General features: G+C 39.9%; 17 protein-coding genes. 8 read left to right on the top strand and 9 right to left on the bottom strand.

The genetic code is table 11. The annotated features are described in order from the left end of the window. Nucleotides 1-8 precede the first annotated feature (8 nt). Nucleotides 9-158 (top strand): hypothetical protein, encoded by a 150-nt coding sequence (locus tag PO903_RS07380; protein WP_273593024.1) that lies wholly within the window; start codon nt 9-11, stop codon nt 156-158. A gap of 89 nt (nt 159-247) precedes the next feature. Here PO903_RS07380 and nfsA read toward each other — a convergent pair whose 3' ends face one another. From nfsA to PO903_RS07355, 5 genes are all read right to left on the bottom strand, one after another. Then, nucleotides 248-991: an oxygen-insensitive NADPH nitroreductase gene (gene nfsA, locus PO903_RS07375; protein WP_069329597.1), complete on the bottom strand. Its 744-nt coding sequence runs from the start codon at nt 989-991 to the stop codon at nt 248-250. 86 nt (nt 992-1,077) lie between these two features. Continuing rightward, nucleotides 1,078-3,513, bottom strand: coding sequence for a heavy metal translocating P-type ATPase (locus PO903_RS07370; RefSeq protein ID WP_273593023.1), 2,436 nt, complete (start codon nt 3,511-3,513; stop codon nt 1,078-1,080). 152 nt (nt 3,514-3,665) lie between these two features. Then, a complete protein-coding gene (locus PO903_RS07365; protein ID WP_069329599.1) occupies nt 3,666-3,878 on the bottom strand; it encodes a copper ion binding protein in 213 nt (70 codons plus the stop codon). Between the two features lie 33 nt (nt 3,879-3,911). Further along, on the bottom strand, nt 3,912-4,268 hold the full coding sequence (locus PO903_RS07360) for a metal-sensitive transcriptional regulator (RefSeq protein WP_083243668.1): 357 nt from the start codon (nt 4,266-4,268) through the stop codon (nt 3,912-3,914). 288 nt (nt 4,269-4,556) lie between these two features. Next, on the bottom strand, nt 4,557-4,940 hold the full coding sequence (locus tag PO903_RS07355) for a response regulator (protein ID WP_069329600.1): 384 nt from the start codon (nt 4,938-4,940) through the stop codon (nt 4,557-4,559). Nucleotides 4,941-4,986: 46 nt separating this feature from the next. On the opposite strand from PO903_RS07355, the gene PO903_RS07350 reads away from it, so the two are divergent. Together PO903_RS07350 and PO903_RS07345 are read left to right on the top strand one after the other, a co-directional pair. Beyond that, nucleotides 4,987-5,340 (top strand): Hpt domain-containing protein, encoded by a 354-nt coding sequence (locus tag PO903_RS07350; protein WP_069329601.1) that lies wholly within the window; start codon nt 4,987-4,989, stop codon nt 5,338-5,340. Nucleotides 5,341-5,478: 138 nt separating this feature from the next. Further along, a complete protein-coding gene (locus tag PO903_RS07345; RefSeq protein WP_069329602.1) occupies nt 5,479-6,051 on the top strand; it encodes a thymidine kinase in 573 nt (190 codons plus the stop codon). Between the two features lie 130 nt (nt 6,052-6,181). Here PO903_RS07345 and PO903_RS07340 read toward each other — a convergent pair whose 3' ends face one another. Then, nucleotides 6,182-7,453 carry a putative hexosyltransferase gene (locus PO903_RS07340; protein ID WP_273593022.1) on the bottom strand — a complete coding sequence of 424 codons (1,272 nt, stop codon included), beginning with the start codon at nt 7,451-7,453 and terminating at the stop codon, nt 6,182-6,184. A gap of 297 nt (nt 7,454-7,750) precedes the next feature. On the opposite strand from PO903_RS07340, the gene PO903_RS07335 reads away from it, so the two are divergent. The 4 genes from PO903_RS07335 to PO903_RS07320 are packed head-to-tail and all read left to right on the top strand — an operon-like array spanning nt 7,751 to nt 10,257. Next, nucleotides 7,751-8,236: a hypothetical protein gene (locus PO903_RS07335; RefSeq protein WP_083243671.1), complete on the top strand. Its 486-nt coding sequence runs from the start codon at nt 7,751-7,753 to the stop codon at nt 8,234-8,236. Further along, nucleotides 8,233-8,463, top strand: a complete 231-nt coding sequence (locus tag PO903_RS07330) for a hypothetical protein (protein ID WP_069329604.1) — start codon at nt 8,233-8,235, stop codon at nt 8,461-8,463. Before PO903_RS07335 ends, PO903_RS07330 begins: the two co-directional genes overlap by 4 nt. 4 nt (nt 8,464-8,467) lie before the next feature. Then, nucleotides 8,468-9,820, top strand: a complete 1,353-nt coding sequence (locus PO903_RS07325; RefSeq protein ID WP_273593021.1) for a glutathionylspermidine synthase family protein — start codon at nt 8,468-8,470, stop codon at nt 9,818-9,820. Between the two features lie 32 nt (nt 9,821-9,852). Continuing rightward, nucleotides 9,853-10,257, top strand: coding sequence for a DUF350 domain-containing protein (locus PO903_RS07320; RefSeq protein WP_069329606.1), 405 nt, complete (start codon nt 9,853-9,855; stop codon nt 10,255-10,257). 95 nt (nt 10,258-10,352) lie between these two features. On the opposite strand, the gene PO903_RS07315 is transcribed toward PO903_RS07320, so the two are convergent. The 3 genes from PO903_RS07315 to PO903_RS07305 all read right to left on the bottom strand — a co-directional run bounded on the left by PO903_RS07315 (nt 10,353) and on the right by PO903_RS07305 (nt 14,375). Next, a complete protein-coding gene (locus tag PO903_RS07315) occupies nt 10,353-11,861 on the bottom strand; it encodes a DUF6359 domain-containing protein (protein ID WP_502921683.1) in 1,509 nt (502 codons plus the stop codon). Between the two features lie 272 nt (nt 11,862-12,133). Then, on the bottom strand, nt 12,134-13,144 hold the full coding sequence (locus PO903_RS07310) for a GGDEF domain-containing protein (protein WP_273593019.1): 1,011 nt from the start codon (nt 13,142-13,144) through the stop codon (nt 12,134-12,136). 160 nt (nt 13,145-13,304) lie between these two features. Next, complete coding sequence (locus tag PO903_RS07305) at nt 13,305-14,375, bottom strand: GGDEF domain-containing protein (RefSeq protein ID WP_069329609.1); 1,071 nt, start codon at nt 14,373-14,375, stop codon at nt 13,305-13,307. A 211-nt stretch (nt 14,376-14,586) separates the two neighbouring features. Between PO903_RS07305 and PO903_RS07300 the strand changes: the two genes are divergently transcribed. Then, on the top strand, nt 14,587-15,288 hold the full coding sequence (locus tag PO903_RS07300) for a FadR/GntR family transcriptional regulator (protein ID WP_273594629.1): 702 nt from the start codon (nt 14,587-14,589) through the stop codon (nt 15,286-15,288). The last annotated feature ends 61 nt before the right edge of the window (nt 15,289-15,349 follow it).

Genomic DNA, 15,349 nt, shown 5'->3' with positions numbered 1-15,349 from the left:
TCTGCTCCATGATCATCAATTGGGAAAAATGGAAAGAACTACAGTGGAAAATGCTAAAGTATTGGCTGGCTATACCTCGCATTGTACGGTTATCTGCCCTTCTTTTCACGATGCTTATCATTTCTATATTAGGTTGGATCAAAATATTAGCTGAATAAAGCATAAAAAACCGTTATCGTGGACTCTTCGTGAGAACAATCGATAACGGTTTTTTACTATATTATGATGTAAAATCACGATATTACAATTAACGTTTATTGAATCCTTTGCGTTCTAAAAATGATTTTAATTGCATCCGTGAAGGAGCCGTCATTTTCTCAGCCATCAAAGCTGACCATGGTGCACTTTTGGCTCCACCTGTACGTTCAGACAAATAACGAACCATTGTGTCATCGTACTCTTTCATTGCTTCTAAAGTTGTATCTGCTTGATAGGATTCACGATGCAAGATTGCTTTCTGTGGTAAGCGTGGACGAATACCCGGCTCTTGATTCGGATAGCCTAGACACATGCCATAGATAGGGTACACATGATCCGGTAAGTCTAAGAAATCAGACACTTCTTCGATATGGTTACGAATCCCACCAATATAGACTACACCAAGTCCTAAAGACTCTGCGGCTATTGCGGCATTCTGTGCAGCTAAAGTAACATCTACGGTAGCCACAATAAAGTTTTCTGCGGCATCACCATAAGATTCAGCTTCAGGCATATGCTGTTGAACCGCATTTTCCAAGCGATACATATCTGCACACCATACTAGAAATACAGGGCATTGCTCAATATACGGTTGGTTCCCTGCAAGCACAGATAGCTTGGACTTACGCTCTGGATCTGTAATAGCAATCACACTATAAGCTTGCACATTACTAGAACTAGATGCCATTTGCCCAGCAGCAACAATCGCTTCTAATTGTTCTTCGGTAACGGGATCAGATTTATAGCTACGAATCGAACGGTGCTTCATTAATAAAGAAATGGTATCATTCATAAATAGGAACACTCCTGTCTACTAATCATTTATAACTAACTAATTATATATAACTATTATCATATTAATTAGTACTAAATGCAAGTTTATAATAATTTGATTCGTTGTAAACGTAACGCATTTAATACCACCGATACGGAACTAAAAGCCATTGCTGCCCCGGCTAACCATGGAGCTAACAAACCTAGGGCAGCAATAGGAATACCAATAACATTATAAGCAAGCGCCCAGAATAGATTTTGGCGAATATTACGAATCGTCCGGCGACTGAGCATAATCGCATCGGCAATCCCGTTCAGATCTCCACGCATTAAGGTAATATCTGCCGCTTCCATCGCTACATCGGCTCCTGTACCAATCGCAATCCCTGTATTGGCTGTTGCCAAAGCAGGAGCATCATTGATCCCATCTCCTACCATCGCTACAATACGACCTTCTTGTTGCAAACGGCTAATCTCGGCAGCTTTACCTTCAGGCAGTACACCTGCCAATACGTGATCGACACCTGTTTGGCTAGCAATCGCTTGAGCGGTACGTTCATTGTCGCCTGTAATCATAATCACACGTAAGCCCATTTGTTTGAGACGAGCTATTGCTGCTTGTGATGTTTCTTTAACCGTATCCGCTACAGCAATCCAGCCTGCGTACTGACCGTTAATAGCAGTTAACATCACTGTTTTACCCTGCTGTTCAACTTCTTGAATCTCTGCTTCAAGATAATCTACATCAATCTGCTGAGATTGTAACAATTGACGAGTTCCGATCCATAGCGATTGTTGTCCTGTCATTGCATGTATACCCTTGCCGGGTATCGCTTCAAAGGTATCTACATGAACAGGTGTTAATCCACGATCTTTGATCCCTTGTACAATGGCTCTAGCTAATGGATGTTCAGAAGCTGATTCCGCTCCGGCTACCCATGTTAACCATTGATCTTCTGAAATCTGTTCGTGATGATTAGCAAATCGAAGGTCTGTTAAAATAGGCTCACCACGTGTAATCGTTCCTGTTTTGTCTAATACAACTGTATCTACTTTGTGTGCCGCTTCTAAATGCTCTCCACCTTTGAACAAAATACCGTATTCAGCAGCTCTACCTGAACCTGCCATAATCGAAGTCGGTGTAGCTAGCCCTAGTGCACATGGACAAGCGATAACCAGTACCGCAATTGCTTTTTCAAGTGCTCCACTAAAATCACCGGGCGTTACACCCCAGAACCAGATTGCAAAGGTTAATAATGCAATACCGACTACAATCGGTACAAAAATACCTGAAATCACATCAGCTAGACGCTGAATCGGTGCTTTGGAGACTTGAGCTTCTTCTACAACACGAATAATCTGAGACAGCGCGGTTTCTTTGCCGATATGAACAGCCTGGAACTTAAGTCGTCCATTCTGATTAATAGTGGCTCCGATCACCTGATCACCGACCGTTTTTTCAACAGGTAGACTTTCTCCGGTTAACATCGATTCATCAATAGAAGAATGCCCTTCGACCACTTCACCATCGACTGGAATCTTTTCACCCGGTTTGACAATAATAATATGGCCAACTTGCACATCATCGACTGGAATCTCTACTTCTTCTCCATCGCGATCAATACGAGCAGTTACAGCTCGTAAGCCCATCAAGCTACGTATCGCATCCGAAGAACGTCCTTTGGCACGATGTTCAAACCATTTGCCTAGTAAAATCAATGTAATCAAGATCGAACTCACTTCAAAATATAATTCTACCGTCGTTCCCGGTACTACCAACGAACGAATAATGAGAAATAAACTATAAAAGTAAGCAGCCGATGTTCCCAGTGCTACCAGTACATCCATATTGGCGCTTCCGCTACGCAATGCTTTGTAAGCACCCACATAGAAAGCTCCTCCAATAATAAATTGAACCGGTGTAGCAAGTATTAATTGTACCCATGGATTCATTAAAAACATCGGTACACCAATCCATGATGTCACGCTAAAATGACCGAACATCGCCCACAGTAAAGGCAGTGATAAGATCGCCGAAGCGATTAATTTCCACTTTCGCACAGTGGCTTCATGTGCTCGTCGTTGTTGAAGACCTTCTTCTTTTTTGGGAGATGCGGTATAGCCTAGCTTTTCCACTTTGCGTATAATATCGGTTGTTTCTAGACTACCCGGCGTATATTGAACTCTAGCGGTTTCCAGCGCCAGATTTACATTGACTGATGAGACGCCTTCCATCCGCTTGATTCCTTTTTCAATTCTTGTAGCACACGCTGCACAGGTCATACCTGCAATATCTAGATCGACAGTTTCTTTCAGTGATTGATAACCCAATTGTTCGATTTTCTGTTCCACTTGTTCTTTATTTACTGTAGATGGGGTATAAGTGACAGAAGCTCGTTCAAGAGCTAAATTCACATTCACTTCTTCTACCCCGTCAAGACGACCCAATCCTTTCTCAATTCGTGTTGCACAAGCAGCGCAAGTCATGCCACCAATTTGTAATGTTAATTGCTTGGTCTGATCTTCTGATGATGCGTTCATGCTAATAACCTCCTTTTTCGATAAGATTCTTTATTTTTTATACCCCTATAGGGTATTTATATTTCCAAAAAAAGTTGCCCGAAGGATTACTAAGGGCAACACATTCACTTCATTTCAACATACATAAATCAGTATACAGCTCTATCGTTCTATTAACCGCCTGTGGAGATAACGTCATATCCTTGTTCTTCAATCGCATCGGTCAATTTCATGATATCCACTTGATCTGCATCGTATTCAATATCTACAGACTTCGCTTCCAAATTCACTTTGCCTTTAGCACCAATTTCTTGCAGTGCTCCTTCTACCGCTTGAACACAGTGATTACAAGACATACCTTCTACTTCTAATTTGATCGTTGCCATGATTATGTCCTCCTTCAAAAAGTTATGATTATATTATTTCAATAATTTATTAATCGTTATCAATAGCTCGTCAATCACTTCATTCTCGCCGGCTTCGATTCGCTCTACTACACAGCTCTTCATATGCCCTTCTAACAACAATCTACCCACCGAATTCAATGCGGATTGGGCAGCTGCAATCTGATTCAGTACATCATCACAATACGTATCTTTCTCGATCATGCCTTTGATCCCGCGAATCTGTCCTTCCACACGATTAAGACGGCGAATCATATTACTTTTCATCTCATCTGAATGGTGACTGTGCCGAACCTCTCCCGGGCTATGGTCGCAAGATTCACGATGTTCCTGAGGTGAACCTTCGATATTCAGATGATCCATCTTCTCCATAAAGTAGCCCCCTGTAATCATTTATAATTCTATCCTAGCATACCCCCATAGGGTATTCAAGTGTTAATTGATATTTTATTTTTTTAGGTATATATATTTATTTTATTGGACAAACAAAACAGCCTACTAAAAATAAATAGGCTGCTGCTTCTCCATCTTTTTTTACTATAGTCTTCATTTTAAAATGGTTCAGACAGTTCTTTTATAAAGTATCCTGATCCAAACGATACAAAACATCCTGTCTATTTCCTTTAAATTTATGCTAAAATGTACCCTGTAAAAGCGTTTTTATGATTGATCTATTCCTCTGTCTAAATGATCCAATACTCGCTCGATCAATTGTGCAGGATCGATTGGTTTTGTCATGAAATCAATTGCCCCCATACGCATACCACGAATGACCATTTCAGAACGAGAATCACCTGACAACAGTAACACAGGGATATCTTTGGTAGCTGGTTTGTTTTTAAGATTTTCTAGTACATGCAGTCCGTCTACATCCGGTAGATGAATATCTAAAATAATCAAATCATATCCTGTAATACGCGAAGGGATTTTCAAAAAGTCACCAGCATCCTCATATGATTCTACGATTACATCTTCTGTTTCCAACAATTGCTTAATCAACAATGTAAATGGAGCGCTATCATCAATAATAACTATTTTTTTCATGAAACGGTTACACGTCCTTTGCAGAAAAATAGGGAGGGAAAGATTCATGTCAAAAGCAGATCGGTATCAACAGATCATTCAGCAAACTAGAATTCGATTTTTGGCGGATGCTTCTCTCAAAATGCAAGATTTACAACATCGCTTCGAAGATTATGATCACGGGCGATTGTCAGCAGATCATCGTACATTACCTGATGCGATTCATCGTCATGCCCATGCTATCAAAGGATTGGCACTTACGCTCTCGTACGAAGGTATCGATCATATCTGTGAAGAAATCCTTAACTTCATTCTATACCAACCAGATCATGTATGGACAGCAGAAGATATCCAGTATTTACGCCAAATGGTAACTACGCTCGATGGATTATTAACAGAAGCTTCTTCTACGCAAGCATAAGAGTAGTCTAGTGGCTCATACTCGTTTTTGGATTTGTTGTTTTTTCGTTGGATTTTAAATTGGTCTCTCCCTCTAATTCCTGCTACAATAGATCACGCTGACAGAAAGAACGATCTACAGAAAGGGGTATTATGACCATTGGCACAGTTATTTTTTAAGCATGGTGCAATGAACAGTGGGAAGTCTATTGAGATTCTTAAAGTGGCCCACAATTATGAGGAACAGGATAAACATGTTCTGATTTTTACATCTGCGCTAGATAATCGCGATGAGACCGGTTATGTATCTTCTCGCATTGGTGTACGTCGTCAAGCGATTGCTATTCACGATGATACGGATATCTACAGTATTGTCAAAAATTATTCCCCTAAGCCTTCATGTGTATTAATTGATGAATGCCAATTTATGAAAAAAGAAGCGATTTTGCAACTGGTACGCATCGTGGATGAATTAAGTATTCCTGTGATGGGTTTCGGTCTCAAAAACGATTTTCAAAATAATCTGTTCGAAGGTAGCCAGTATATGCTACTGTATGCGGATAAAATCGAAGAAATGAAAACGATCTGCTGGTTCTGTGAACGGAAAGCCATTATGAATCTGCGGGTCAAAGATGGTAAACCTGTGTATACAGGCGAGCAAATTCAAATTGGCGGTAACGAAAGTTATTATCCGGTGTGTCGCAAATGCTACAATAATCCTCCGATTGAATAGAGGAGTACAGATTAATTCCAGCAAGTTGATAAACGCCCACAGACATGATGTTTGTAGGCGTTTTTTGATTTATTGAGAAGCAAACCACTGTAAAGCACGCTTTTCTAATAGTAATAAGATTATTTAAGTATCAGTTATTTGTATCTACCCACACTATCCCTCTACTCGTACTTCGCATATCCCGATACATTAACCATCCGATCCATAGCAAAATAAAAATATGAATCCACACAACCACTATGCCAGAAAGTTGCGGAAGGTTGCTTGTGAGTACACCCCATAGATTATACGTAATCGTTACACTCAATATACATGCGATCGCAATCCATTTACGATCCAACATTGTCACCAGCAAGATCAAGATTAACGCAGGAATACTGTAGCGTTCGTGAATTTCCGTAGGTAGCATAAAAAAGGCAAAGGATATCCATGCACCGGCTTTGAGTAAAATAGCTGTTGTAATCGTACGGCATTTCCAGAGGTAGATACCTGTATAGATCACAGCTAATAGCAACAATATAAATCCTAGATTACGCAATGAAATGATGTTCCAGAGCTTTGCTGTATCGCTTGTTGTTGGAACCGTACCTACGACATAAAACCAGATATTGAGTGCATTCAATGTCACTTGAGTGTACAAGCCTACTGCACTCATATACGCGCTTTTGAGCATCGCTTGTAATCCGCCATAAGAAGCAAAATAAATAGCGACCCCTATTACAGGAATGACGGCACCTATCGTCATATGGATCAAAGGCTTGATATTACGTTGCCACAGAGATTTCAATAGATACAATCCAAACACAGGAGCAATCACAATTGCCTGCAATTTGGTTAATAATGCTAAAAAAAAGAGTATTCCTGACAAAATAGGCGACGCTAGAAAGGTTAATAAGGCTCCAGCCATCAACATCCCATTCAAAATATCCACTTGTCCCCAGATCGAGCTATTCACAATCAGTGCTGGATTCAGGACAAACAGACACAGTAGCCCCCAACGAACAATCGCCTTTTCTTTCCCTAGCGACCAGCCAAATACAGCTATGCCTGCAACCAGATCCAGTACAATTAATAATGATTTGAAAGACAATTGACCCGCTTGAATCGTGATTCCAAATCCATGCAAAAAAGCAGCATAACCCTGCATAAATAACAAAAATAGTGGTGGGTAGTTAATATTGGGATCATGTATATAGACTGTACCCAGCCCATATTGTCGTAAGGCATTCATCCATTGTACAAATAAATTCTGATCACTCATAAATCCAGCATAACGGCTTCCTAGCCATAACCTTAACCCTAGTCCTACTGACAGTAATAGCAAAAATAACAGCCATTCTATCCATAGAGACATGGACAGACGTTGTGGCTTACGAGTGTGTCTATAGAGTCGATCTGTCATCAGTCATACCTCCTTGTATCGTTACAAAAGTGGCAGACGTTGTTCCAAGAAAATAAGACCATATGGATCGTCTCTACCTTATTCACAAACGTTGTTAGGCTCATTATACAAGCAAGCCTTTGCGGTTTGCGAATTTGTTATTCATATTCTTGACTTTGCATGATACAGAGCCGATTACACGAAATATTTGTTCCTATTTGCAAAGAAATCGGTATACTGGAAAATGTGCATCTTTTTACAAATTACGACGTAAAAGGAATAGTCTAGTGATACATTATTCAAAAGGGAGTGAACGCTATGTATTATCCTCTGCGATATATCGAATGGTCAGAGGCCAAACAAGCTGAAATCGGCGAAGTGCATCACATACATTCGTTGTCACAAGAAGAATTATTCGTACATAAATTAGTGGATGCCGTAAAGTTAAATGATCGCATATGGGTTCATGTCTCTCATGAGTCTGTCGATCATGAGAAGCATACGATCTATCTGCGTCCATTTGCAGAAGAATTACCGTCTACGTATCAGCGCAGTCTGGCGACCACGATCAGCGGGCAAAAAGATTATCCAAGCGGTCTGTCACCTGAATACTGGCTTTGGGATGGCAAAGCCTTTCAACGTCGTCATGCGATAGATTCCTATGTCGCTCCGCTTGATCTTGCTCTTCGCTTATTGGATCACTATTTGGTACAGCAAGATATCACTTACGATATTTTGTACACCGTACTGGATGCAGATCGGCAGAAAGTGATGATTTTTTTAAGTGAGGTGAACGAATCATGAATAATCGTACCAAAATGATCGCTTTCTCGTTAATGCTAGCTGTTCCTGCAACCCTTTCTGGTTGTGGCAACGATTACGATGACGATTGTCAGTATGATCAGAACGGTAATGCATATAACTGTAATACCCACAGTAGCTATTACGGTGGCTCGTCCTATTCAAAAAAAAGTAGCTCCCATAGTGGCTTCGGCAGTGGTGGAGTTAGTGGTTTCTTTTCTGGAGGTTAAGTAGATGCGACAGACACGCGCTCTTCCCTATACACGAGCACAATTATTTACCCCTCGGATTGAACAACAGGTGCCGTATCATATGATGTATGAGAAACCTTACTGCTTAACAGCGCTCACGCTGTATAAAGATTACGAATTAGAACAATTACGAGTTGGTTCTGAAAATGTAGATCATCTGTATCGCAAAACATTACAGTTTGTACAAGCACATTTGCCAGATGAATATCTATTGCAACAATTAGGCATTCATCCTGCATTGATCGAAAGCGCAAGACAAGCTATTCCTATCGATGGATTTACTCGCTTAGATTGGATTATTAGCTCTCAAGGTGAGCTGAAATGTATCGAAAATAATACAGATACCCCAAGCGGTATACCTGAAGTTGCTTTTTTAGAACAGGAATTGTTGCGTTATGCACCTGATCTACAACCTGCTTCAAGGCAGATGAATAATTGTATTCGTCAAATGTTCAAGCAAGCCGTTGATTATTATGAACAGCAGGGATTGGGGAGAATCATCCATTTCACCAGTTACGACTGGCATGATGAAGATCGTGCAAATACGTTATATATGATGGAACAATGTCTAGCGCTAGGTATTGAAGCGAAGTATATCCCTTTGGAACAATTGAAGATTGTCCCTGGTAAAGGGCTGTATCATGATGTAGAACGTATTTCTATTCTATATCGCTTGTATCCATTAGAGTATCTCGTCGAAGATCGGGAAGCTGATTCAGGTCGGCTGGTGGGTGAAGATTTATTGCAATTAGTGAACACCGGGAAGCTAGGTCTACTCAATCCAACGCAACATATTTTAACGCAAAGTAAAGGATTTATGGCTACGATCTGGTCGTTATATGAACGGAATGAACAGATGGCAGAATATACGGGATTCACTTTATTTACAGCCCAAGAATGTGAATGGATTGAGCATTATTTATTACCGACGTATTTTACAGATCAAGTCTTTGTAGAACAACAGATTCCCTATGTGGTCAAAGGTTTTTTTGGACGTGAAGGGTTAGGTACACATCTGATCGAACAACCCGAACAACATTCGGTAGCTGTATCTGAATCCCCTATTATTGATTCTAATGCTATACCTACAGAAGCCGAAGAGATTGCCGCTTATTATGAAGATCAACCCAAAATATATCAACAATTGCACCCTATGGAACCTGTATCTGTCACAACGACTGAGGGAACATTTGATGGTTATTTGTTAACAGGTGCTTTTGTTATCGGTGGTCAGTTTGCAGGATTACTTCCTCGTATTGGGGGCAAAGTCACCGATAATCTGGCTTGCTACTGTGCAGCGGCTGTTGATCCATCTGTATCAGATCGATCACACTAAATTCTACATTTAACTTTGAAGGAGGAAATACAGTGAAAAACTTTGGAACCGATTTATTACATATCGGAATAGGATTAGTGATTTTATTTGCGATTCTGTTTGTCGGGTATTATATCTTCAGCTTATTGACACGCTACAATGATAACCAGCAAATCGCTGAAGGCAACCAAGCGGCAGGCATGTATATGGGGAGTAAGTTATTAGGATTATGTATTATTGTAGGGTTAGTCTCGATTAACTCTGACGCATGGCTCGATGTATTAATCTGGTCAGGGATCGGTATTGTGATTCTTTGTCTGGTGTATCTGGTGTTCGATTGGGTTACACCACGCACTAAAGTCTGTGAACAGATCGAAAAAGGAAATATGGCTATTGCTCAACTGTTACGTTCGTTGATTATCGGAATTTCTTTTGTAATCGGAACGTTTGTTATGTAGATCCATTTATTATCAAAAAAACAGCTTTCGTATCTGAAGAATATCCTCAGACCGAAAGCTGTTTTTTTTCATTACTTATACGTTTACTACTTTAATTAAGAAGCTGCTCCGTAGGAACCGCTTTTAAATGTTGTAGGATCATACCATTTGTATCCTGCCGCTGGTGTTGCCCATGGTTCTGCTTGTGGTTCTGTAGAAGTAGCAGGTGTCTCAATCGGCAACAATGATGTTGGGCTATCTACAGTCAGACCCGATACTTGGCTTAAGCTTGTATAGCTTTCTTTCACAGCCAACCATCTTACAGTCTGTACCAACAACTTCGCATCATTCACTTCTTTGTATCCATCATAGGTTGTTTTTTTAGCGCCTGTTTCTTCACGTAGATATTTTGGAGAAGCATCTTCGACTGGTGAAGAATCACCGATAAATGCTGCTTTACCTGCTCCTACTTTAGAGATTGCTGCGTAAGGACCTTCTGCACGTCCACCGCCATTGTATACCCCTTGATCGACTGCATTGTTCCATTTAGATACAGAAGATGGTAAATATACAATTCCTTTAGCTTTGGTTGGATCTAAAATAGCTAGTGTAGAACCTGCATGCATCGCTACTGAACTCACGCCTGATGTGATTCCGAATGCTTGGGAAGAAGCTACGATATCATTGGCATTCACATCACCTAGCGCGTTGTAACGGAAACGAATACCAAAGTTCGACCCTAACCAGTCCGAACCGCTTACACCTTGCATTGCTGGAGAAGCCGCTTCTTCAGCTGTCATGCCTTTAGTTGGGTTACTGTAAGCACCACGACGGTAGCCATTGATCGCTTCAGATCCATCCCAACGGTTTTTGTTACGGTCTGCATTATAATGATCGGCAATAAAGAAAATACTACCGCCACCTTTTACATATTGAAGCATTGCTGCTTGTTCTGTTGCTTTGAAAGGAACGTTAGGCTCAGCGATAACGAATACATCGTATCCTTTGATCTTATCATAAGTGATCGCTTGCTCTCCAAATGTATAGGGTACTGGACGAGTAAGTGCATCTACTGTAAATCCATCTGCTTTGAGTCCATTTGCAAAGTCAGAGAATCCACCATCGATTACCCAATCTGCTGCACCCGCTGTTTGAGCATGTGTGTTATCAAACAATACTTTTTTACCTGTACCGTTAGGAAGAGGTGTATCTGTCCCTGGTTCTGTAGGAGGTGTAGTTGTGCCGCCATCTAAAGTAACAGATGATGGGCTTTTCACACCTGCAAAATTATTATATGCACCGGCTGTACCTGTAACGACAATCGTTTTGCCAATTAGACTTGGATTGCTCTGTAAACCGAACTGTGAACGAAAAGCAGTACTCAATTGTACATCTAACAGCTTGCTTGTTGTACGTTCGCTGCTACTGTCTGCGATTAATACATTGAAATCATTTGCAAATGGGCTTGTAAAATCGCCTGTAGAAGCTCCTGAAGCATGTCCAACAACAATCCCTTTAACTGTAATTGTAGACCCGCCACTTTGAGCCTGAATCGCTTGAGCAACAGTTAATGTTGTTGCTGCTTCTGCTACCGGACGATATCCACCCAATAAAGAAATGAACATCAATAATGCTGTCAAAAGCACTATCGTTAACTGCTTCGTTACCACCTTATGCATATAACAATTCCTCCTTTGATAGGTAGAGACAGAATAACTCATTCTGATTCTCTTATTATCATAATTCTATTTTGTCTATCTAATTCCTCTTTTATGTAAATTTTTAATTAAAAGTAAATTTAAACATCCAGAACACTGTAAATATACTAAAAAATACGATCTCATCAACAATAAGAGATCGTATATCTATTTTGAATACTATAGGACTGGCTAGATTATTAAAGTGAAGACTGTGCTAGACAGGAACGATTGCGCCCTTGCTGTTTGGCTTGATACAACGCTTGATCGGTCTTTTCTAACAATTCATCCCACGTCAGTGCAGGATACATCCCAATGCCGATCGAGATGGTGATATGAATCATTTTGCCATCAGGTAATATAAATTTCTTCTTCTCCACATTGGTACGTAACGTCTCTGCAATCATTTTGGCTTCGGTTAATTGACAATATTCCAGCCAGACTGCAAATTCTTCTCCACCTTTGCGAGCACCATAATCGGTACTGCGAATACTTTGTTGAATTACATTAGCAAGCTGAAAAAGTACGGCATCCCCCGCAGGATGACCATACACATCATTTACTTTTTTAAAATGATCAATATCAATAAACAGTAGCGAATGTGCCATATCGGTTTCCTGATGTTGCAATTGCTCAAACTTCTTCTCAAAAGCTCTTGGATTATGCAATCCGGTCAAAAAGTCGAATTGAGCTTCTTTGCTGACTTTTTCAAACAATTCGTTATTTTTGCGCAGGGATCGAGTAAGCATAAAAATAAATAAAGTCGCCGCTGATTCCACGACAATAAAAACCAATACTTTATCAATTTCATTTCTTCCTAATACAATACATAAAGAAGCCGTAGCAATAATCGTCAGTGCAATGCCTGAATATAACCATTTTTTATAAAAAGTCATACTTCGCGAAAAAATCCATGAAGCGACAATACACAGCGTCGCCGCATTGATTAATCCTAATATTGCGCTTAACCCTATCGTTGGACTCAATATAATACGGGTGATCATGATCATAATCGTGGTGATAATCCCAGCTACACTGCCACCCATACTGATCGAAAGTACAATTGATATCTGGCGTAAATCCAGCAAAACATTATCTCCAACTGGAAAGGTGAATTGCATCAATGTCGCTCCCAAGCAACCGAAAAAAAGTCCGATCCATTGACGCTTTATATAGGTACTTGTTTTGAAATGGGCATTCAAATAATTCAATAACATACTTCCAAAAAAAGAAAATGTTGCTAGAATACAAAAATTCATAAATAAGTCTTTGAACAACATTTGTTCACGTCCCTTTGACTGCGAAAATAATAAGTATATCTATATACATCGTCAGTCTAACGATTTTATTCAATAGTCCTTATTTATTATTTTAGAGGGCGATACAAAACTGGTTTCTGCCTGCTTTTTTCGCTTGATACAATGCATCATCTGTTTTGTCTAATAATTCGTCACACGGGTGCAGTGGATAAAACCCAATACCAATAGATACAGTAAGCGACACTTGTCGTCCATCAGGAATCACAAAGGTATGTTTCTCTATATTTTTGCGAATGTTCTCTGCCCATTCTATCGCCTCCGCTTGCTGTTCTACATGTTCTAAGATCAGAGAGAACTCTTCTCCTCCTTTGCGAGAACAATGATCACAGACACGCACACTACGACGTAACACCTCTGCAAATTGAACCAGTACAGCATCTCCAGCAGAATGACCGTACTGATCATTAATCATTTTAAAATGATCAATATCTAACAGAAACAATGCAAACGGGATATGCTTTTCCTGACTTAACTGATTGTACTTCATTTCAAATCCCCGATAGTTGTATAACCCTGTGAGAAAATCCAATTGTACTTCTTGACTCATAGCATCATACAGTTGGTTATACCGTCTTAACCGCTCAATTAATAAATATGTAAAAATAAATGATGAAAATAAAATAAGGATAAACAGAATCAGTGTCGTTTCTTTGGTAAACCCTGACCAGATTAGGAAAAAGAATAATGAGTTCAATGTCGAAATCAATGAAGTTATTACCCATTTACGACTAAACGATTGCCGGGTTCGAAAAACAAGATAGGTGATTAGAAGTGTCATGCAGGCGTTAGCTATCCCTAAAAAAGAAACGATACTGATTGGAGCAGACAGCCATAAGCGTGCAATTGAAATAATAAGGGTGGTAATCGTCCCTGAGATGCCTCCACCGAGCACTGTTGCTACAATAATAGGAATTTGGCGCAGATCCAGTAATGTTCCGTTATCTAATTTGAATGTAAAGTGCATCTGAATAATACCAAATAAACCCAAAAAAGCCCCTGTTAAGCAGCTTAAAACAAATGGACTAATACGCGGGTTGCTACGCCAATTACGAAAAACGATATTCCCAAAAAATAAAAAAGTAGAGATGATACAAAAATTAATAAACATATCTTTTATGATCATAAATAAAGTACCCCTTTTACTCTAAATCGCTTTCTATCTATACCTTATCTATTGTTCAGAGCAAAAGGTCTGATAGCAATATAGATTCGTCTAAGCATAATGTAATCTAACATGGAAATCACTTCAAAATTGTCTTTTTCACTTTACAATTTGGGTATAGTTCGATAAAATGTCCAATAGACCAATCATCCTACCTTTAGGAGTGAATATTATTTTTAATAAATTAGAAAAACAATCGTTGGTAGATCAAGTCTATTCACAGATTGAACAACGAATCAAAAATAACAGCTGGGCAATTGGTATGCGTATTCCCAAAGAAGCTGAATTAATGGAACAGTTCGGTGTCAGTCGTAATACATTACGTGAAGCTGTTCGTGCACTTGTTCATGTCGGTCTGTTATCGACCAGACAAGGGGACGGAACATTCGTGATCGCTAACAGTGAACTGCATTCTGTTTTGCAAAAGCGGGTACAAAATTCCACCGTTGTTGAAGTTCTTGAAGTGCGGCATGCACTCGATCGCGAAGCCGTTGCACTCGCTTGCCTTAGACGCACCGATGAGGATCTACAACAGATGGATCATTATGCTGATTTGTGCCAGCAACATATCGATGCAGGGCAGATCGCTGAATTTGTAGAAGCCGACTTTAAGCTACATCAAGCTATTACAACCGCTTCTTACAATCAATTGCTGATTGATCTCTATGCTCACCTGTTTGAACAGATTCAAATGTCGATTACCAGTACAACTGAGCTGAGTGATTCGTATTGCACAGGACATCGTAATTTGATTCAAGCGATTCGTGAACAACAAAGTGAACAAGCGATGTTGATTGTAGATGACTATATTACTTATTTTACGGATCGACTTCAGTCATTGGATCACTCTCCATCGCCTGAAGACCAAGGATGATCTATCCATGTGTTACTTATTAGGGTATCAACGCTTGAACGATCAAGTGTTATAGAAAGGA

This window comes from Paenibacillus sp. PK4536 (assembly GCF_028594455.2).
GTDB classification, from domain to species: domain Bacteria; phylum Bacillota; class Bacilli; order Paenibacillales; family Paenibacillaceae; genus Saccharibacillus; species Saccharibacillus nuruki.
The sequence above is the reverse complement of the archived record's forward strand: the minus strand, read 5'-3'. Positions and strand labels throughout refer to the sequence as shown.

Bases quoted from the DNA above. Each gene is read 5' to 3' on its own strand.
- PO903_RS07325 (WP_273593021.1), top strand. From the start codon at position 8,468: ATGCGACAGACACGCGCTCTTCCCTATACACGAGCACAATTATTTACC.
- PO903_RS07330 (WP_069329604.1), top strand. From the start codon at position 8,233: ATGAATAATCGTACCAAAATGATCGCTTTCTCGTTAATGCTAGCTGTT.
- PO903_RS07335 (WP_083243671.1), top strand. From the start codon at position 7,751: ATGTATTATCCTCTGCGATATATCGAATGGTCAGAGGCCAAACAAGCT.
- PO903_RS07340 (WP_273593022.1), bottom strand. From the start codon at position 7,453: ATGACAGATCGACTCTATAGACACACTCGTAAGCCACAACGTCTGTCC.
- PO903_RS07365 (WP_069329599.1), bottom strand. From the start codon at position 3,878: ATGGCAACGATCAAATTAGAAGTAGAAGGTATGTCTTGTAATCACTGT.
- PO903_RS07380 (WP_273593024.1), top strand. From the start codon at position 9: ATGATCATCAATTGGGAAAAATGGAAAGAACTACAGTGGAAAATGCTA.
- PO903_RS07370 (WP_273593023.1), bottom strand. From the start codon at position 3,513: ATGAACGCATCATCAGAAGATCAGACCAAGCAATTAACATTACAAATT.
- PO903_RS07350 (WP_069329601.1), top strand. From the start codon at position 4,987: ATGTCAAAAGCAGATCGGTATCAACAGATCATTCAGCAAACTAGAATT.
- PO903_RS07355 (WP_069329600.1), bottom strand. From the start codon at position 4,940: ATGAAAAAAATAGTTATTATTGATGATAGCGCTCCATTTACATTGTTG.
- PO903_RS07360 (WP_083243668.1), bottom strand. From the start codon at position 4,268: ATGGAGAAGATGGATCATCTGAATATCGAAGGTTCACCTCAGGAACAT.
- PO903_RS07315 (WP_502921683.1), bottom strand. From the start codon at position 11,861: ATGTTCATTTCTTTATTGGGTGGATATCGTCCGGTAGCAGAAGCAGCA.
- nfsA (WP_069329597.1), bottom strand. From the start codon at position 991: ATGAATGATACCATTTCTTTATTAATGAAGCACCGTTCGATTCGTAGC.
- PO903_RS07305 (WP_069329609.1), bottom strand. From the start codon at position 14,375: ATGATCATAAAAGATATGTTTATTAATTTTTGTATCATCTCTACTTTT.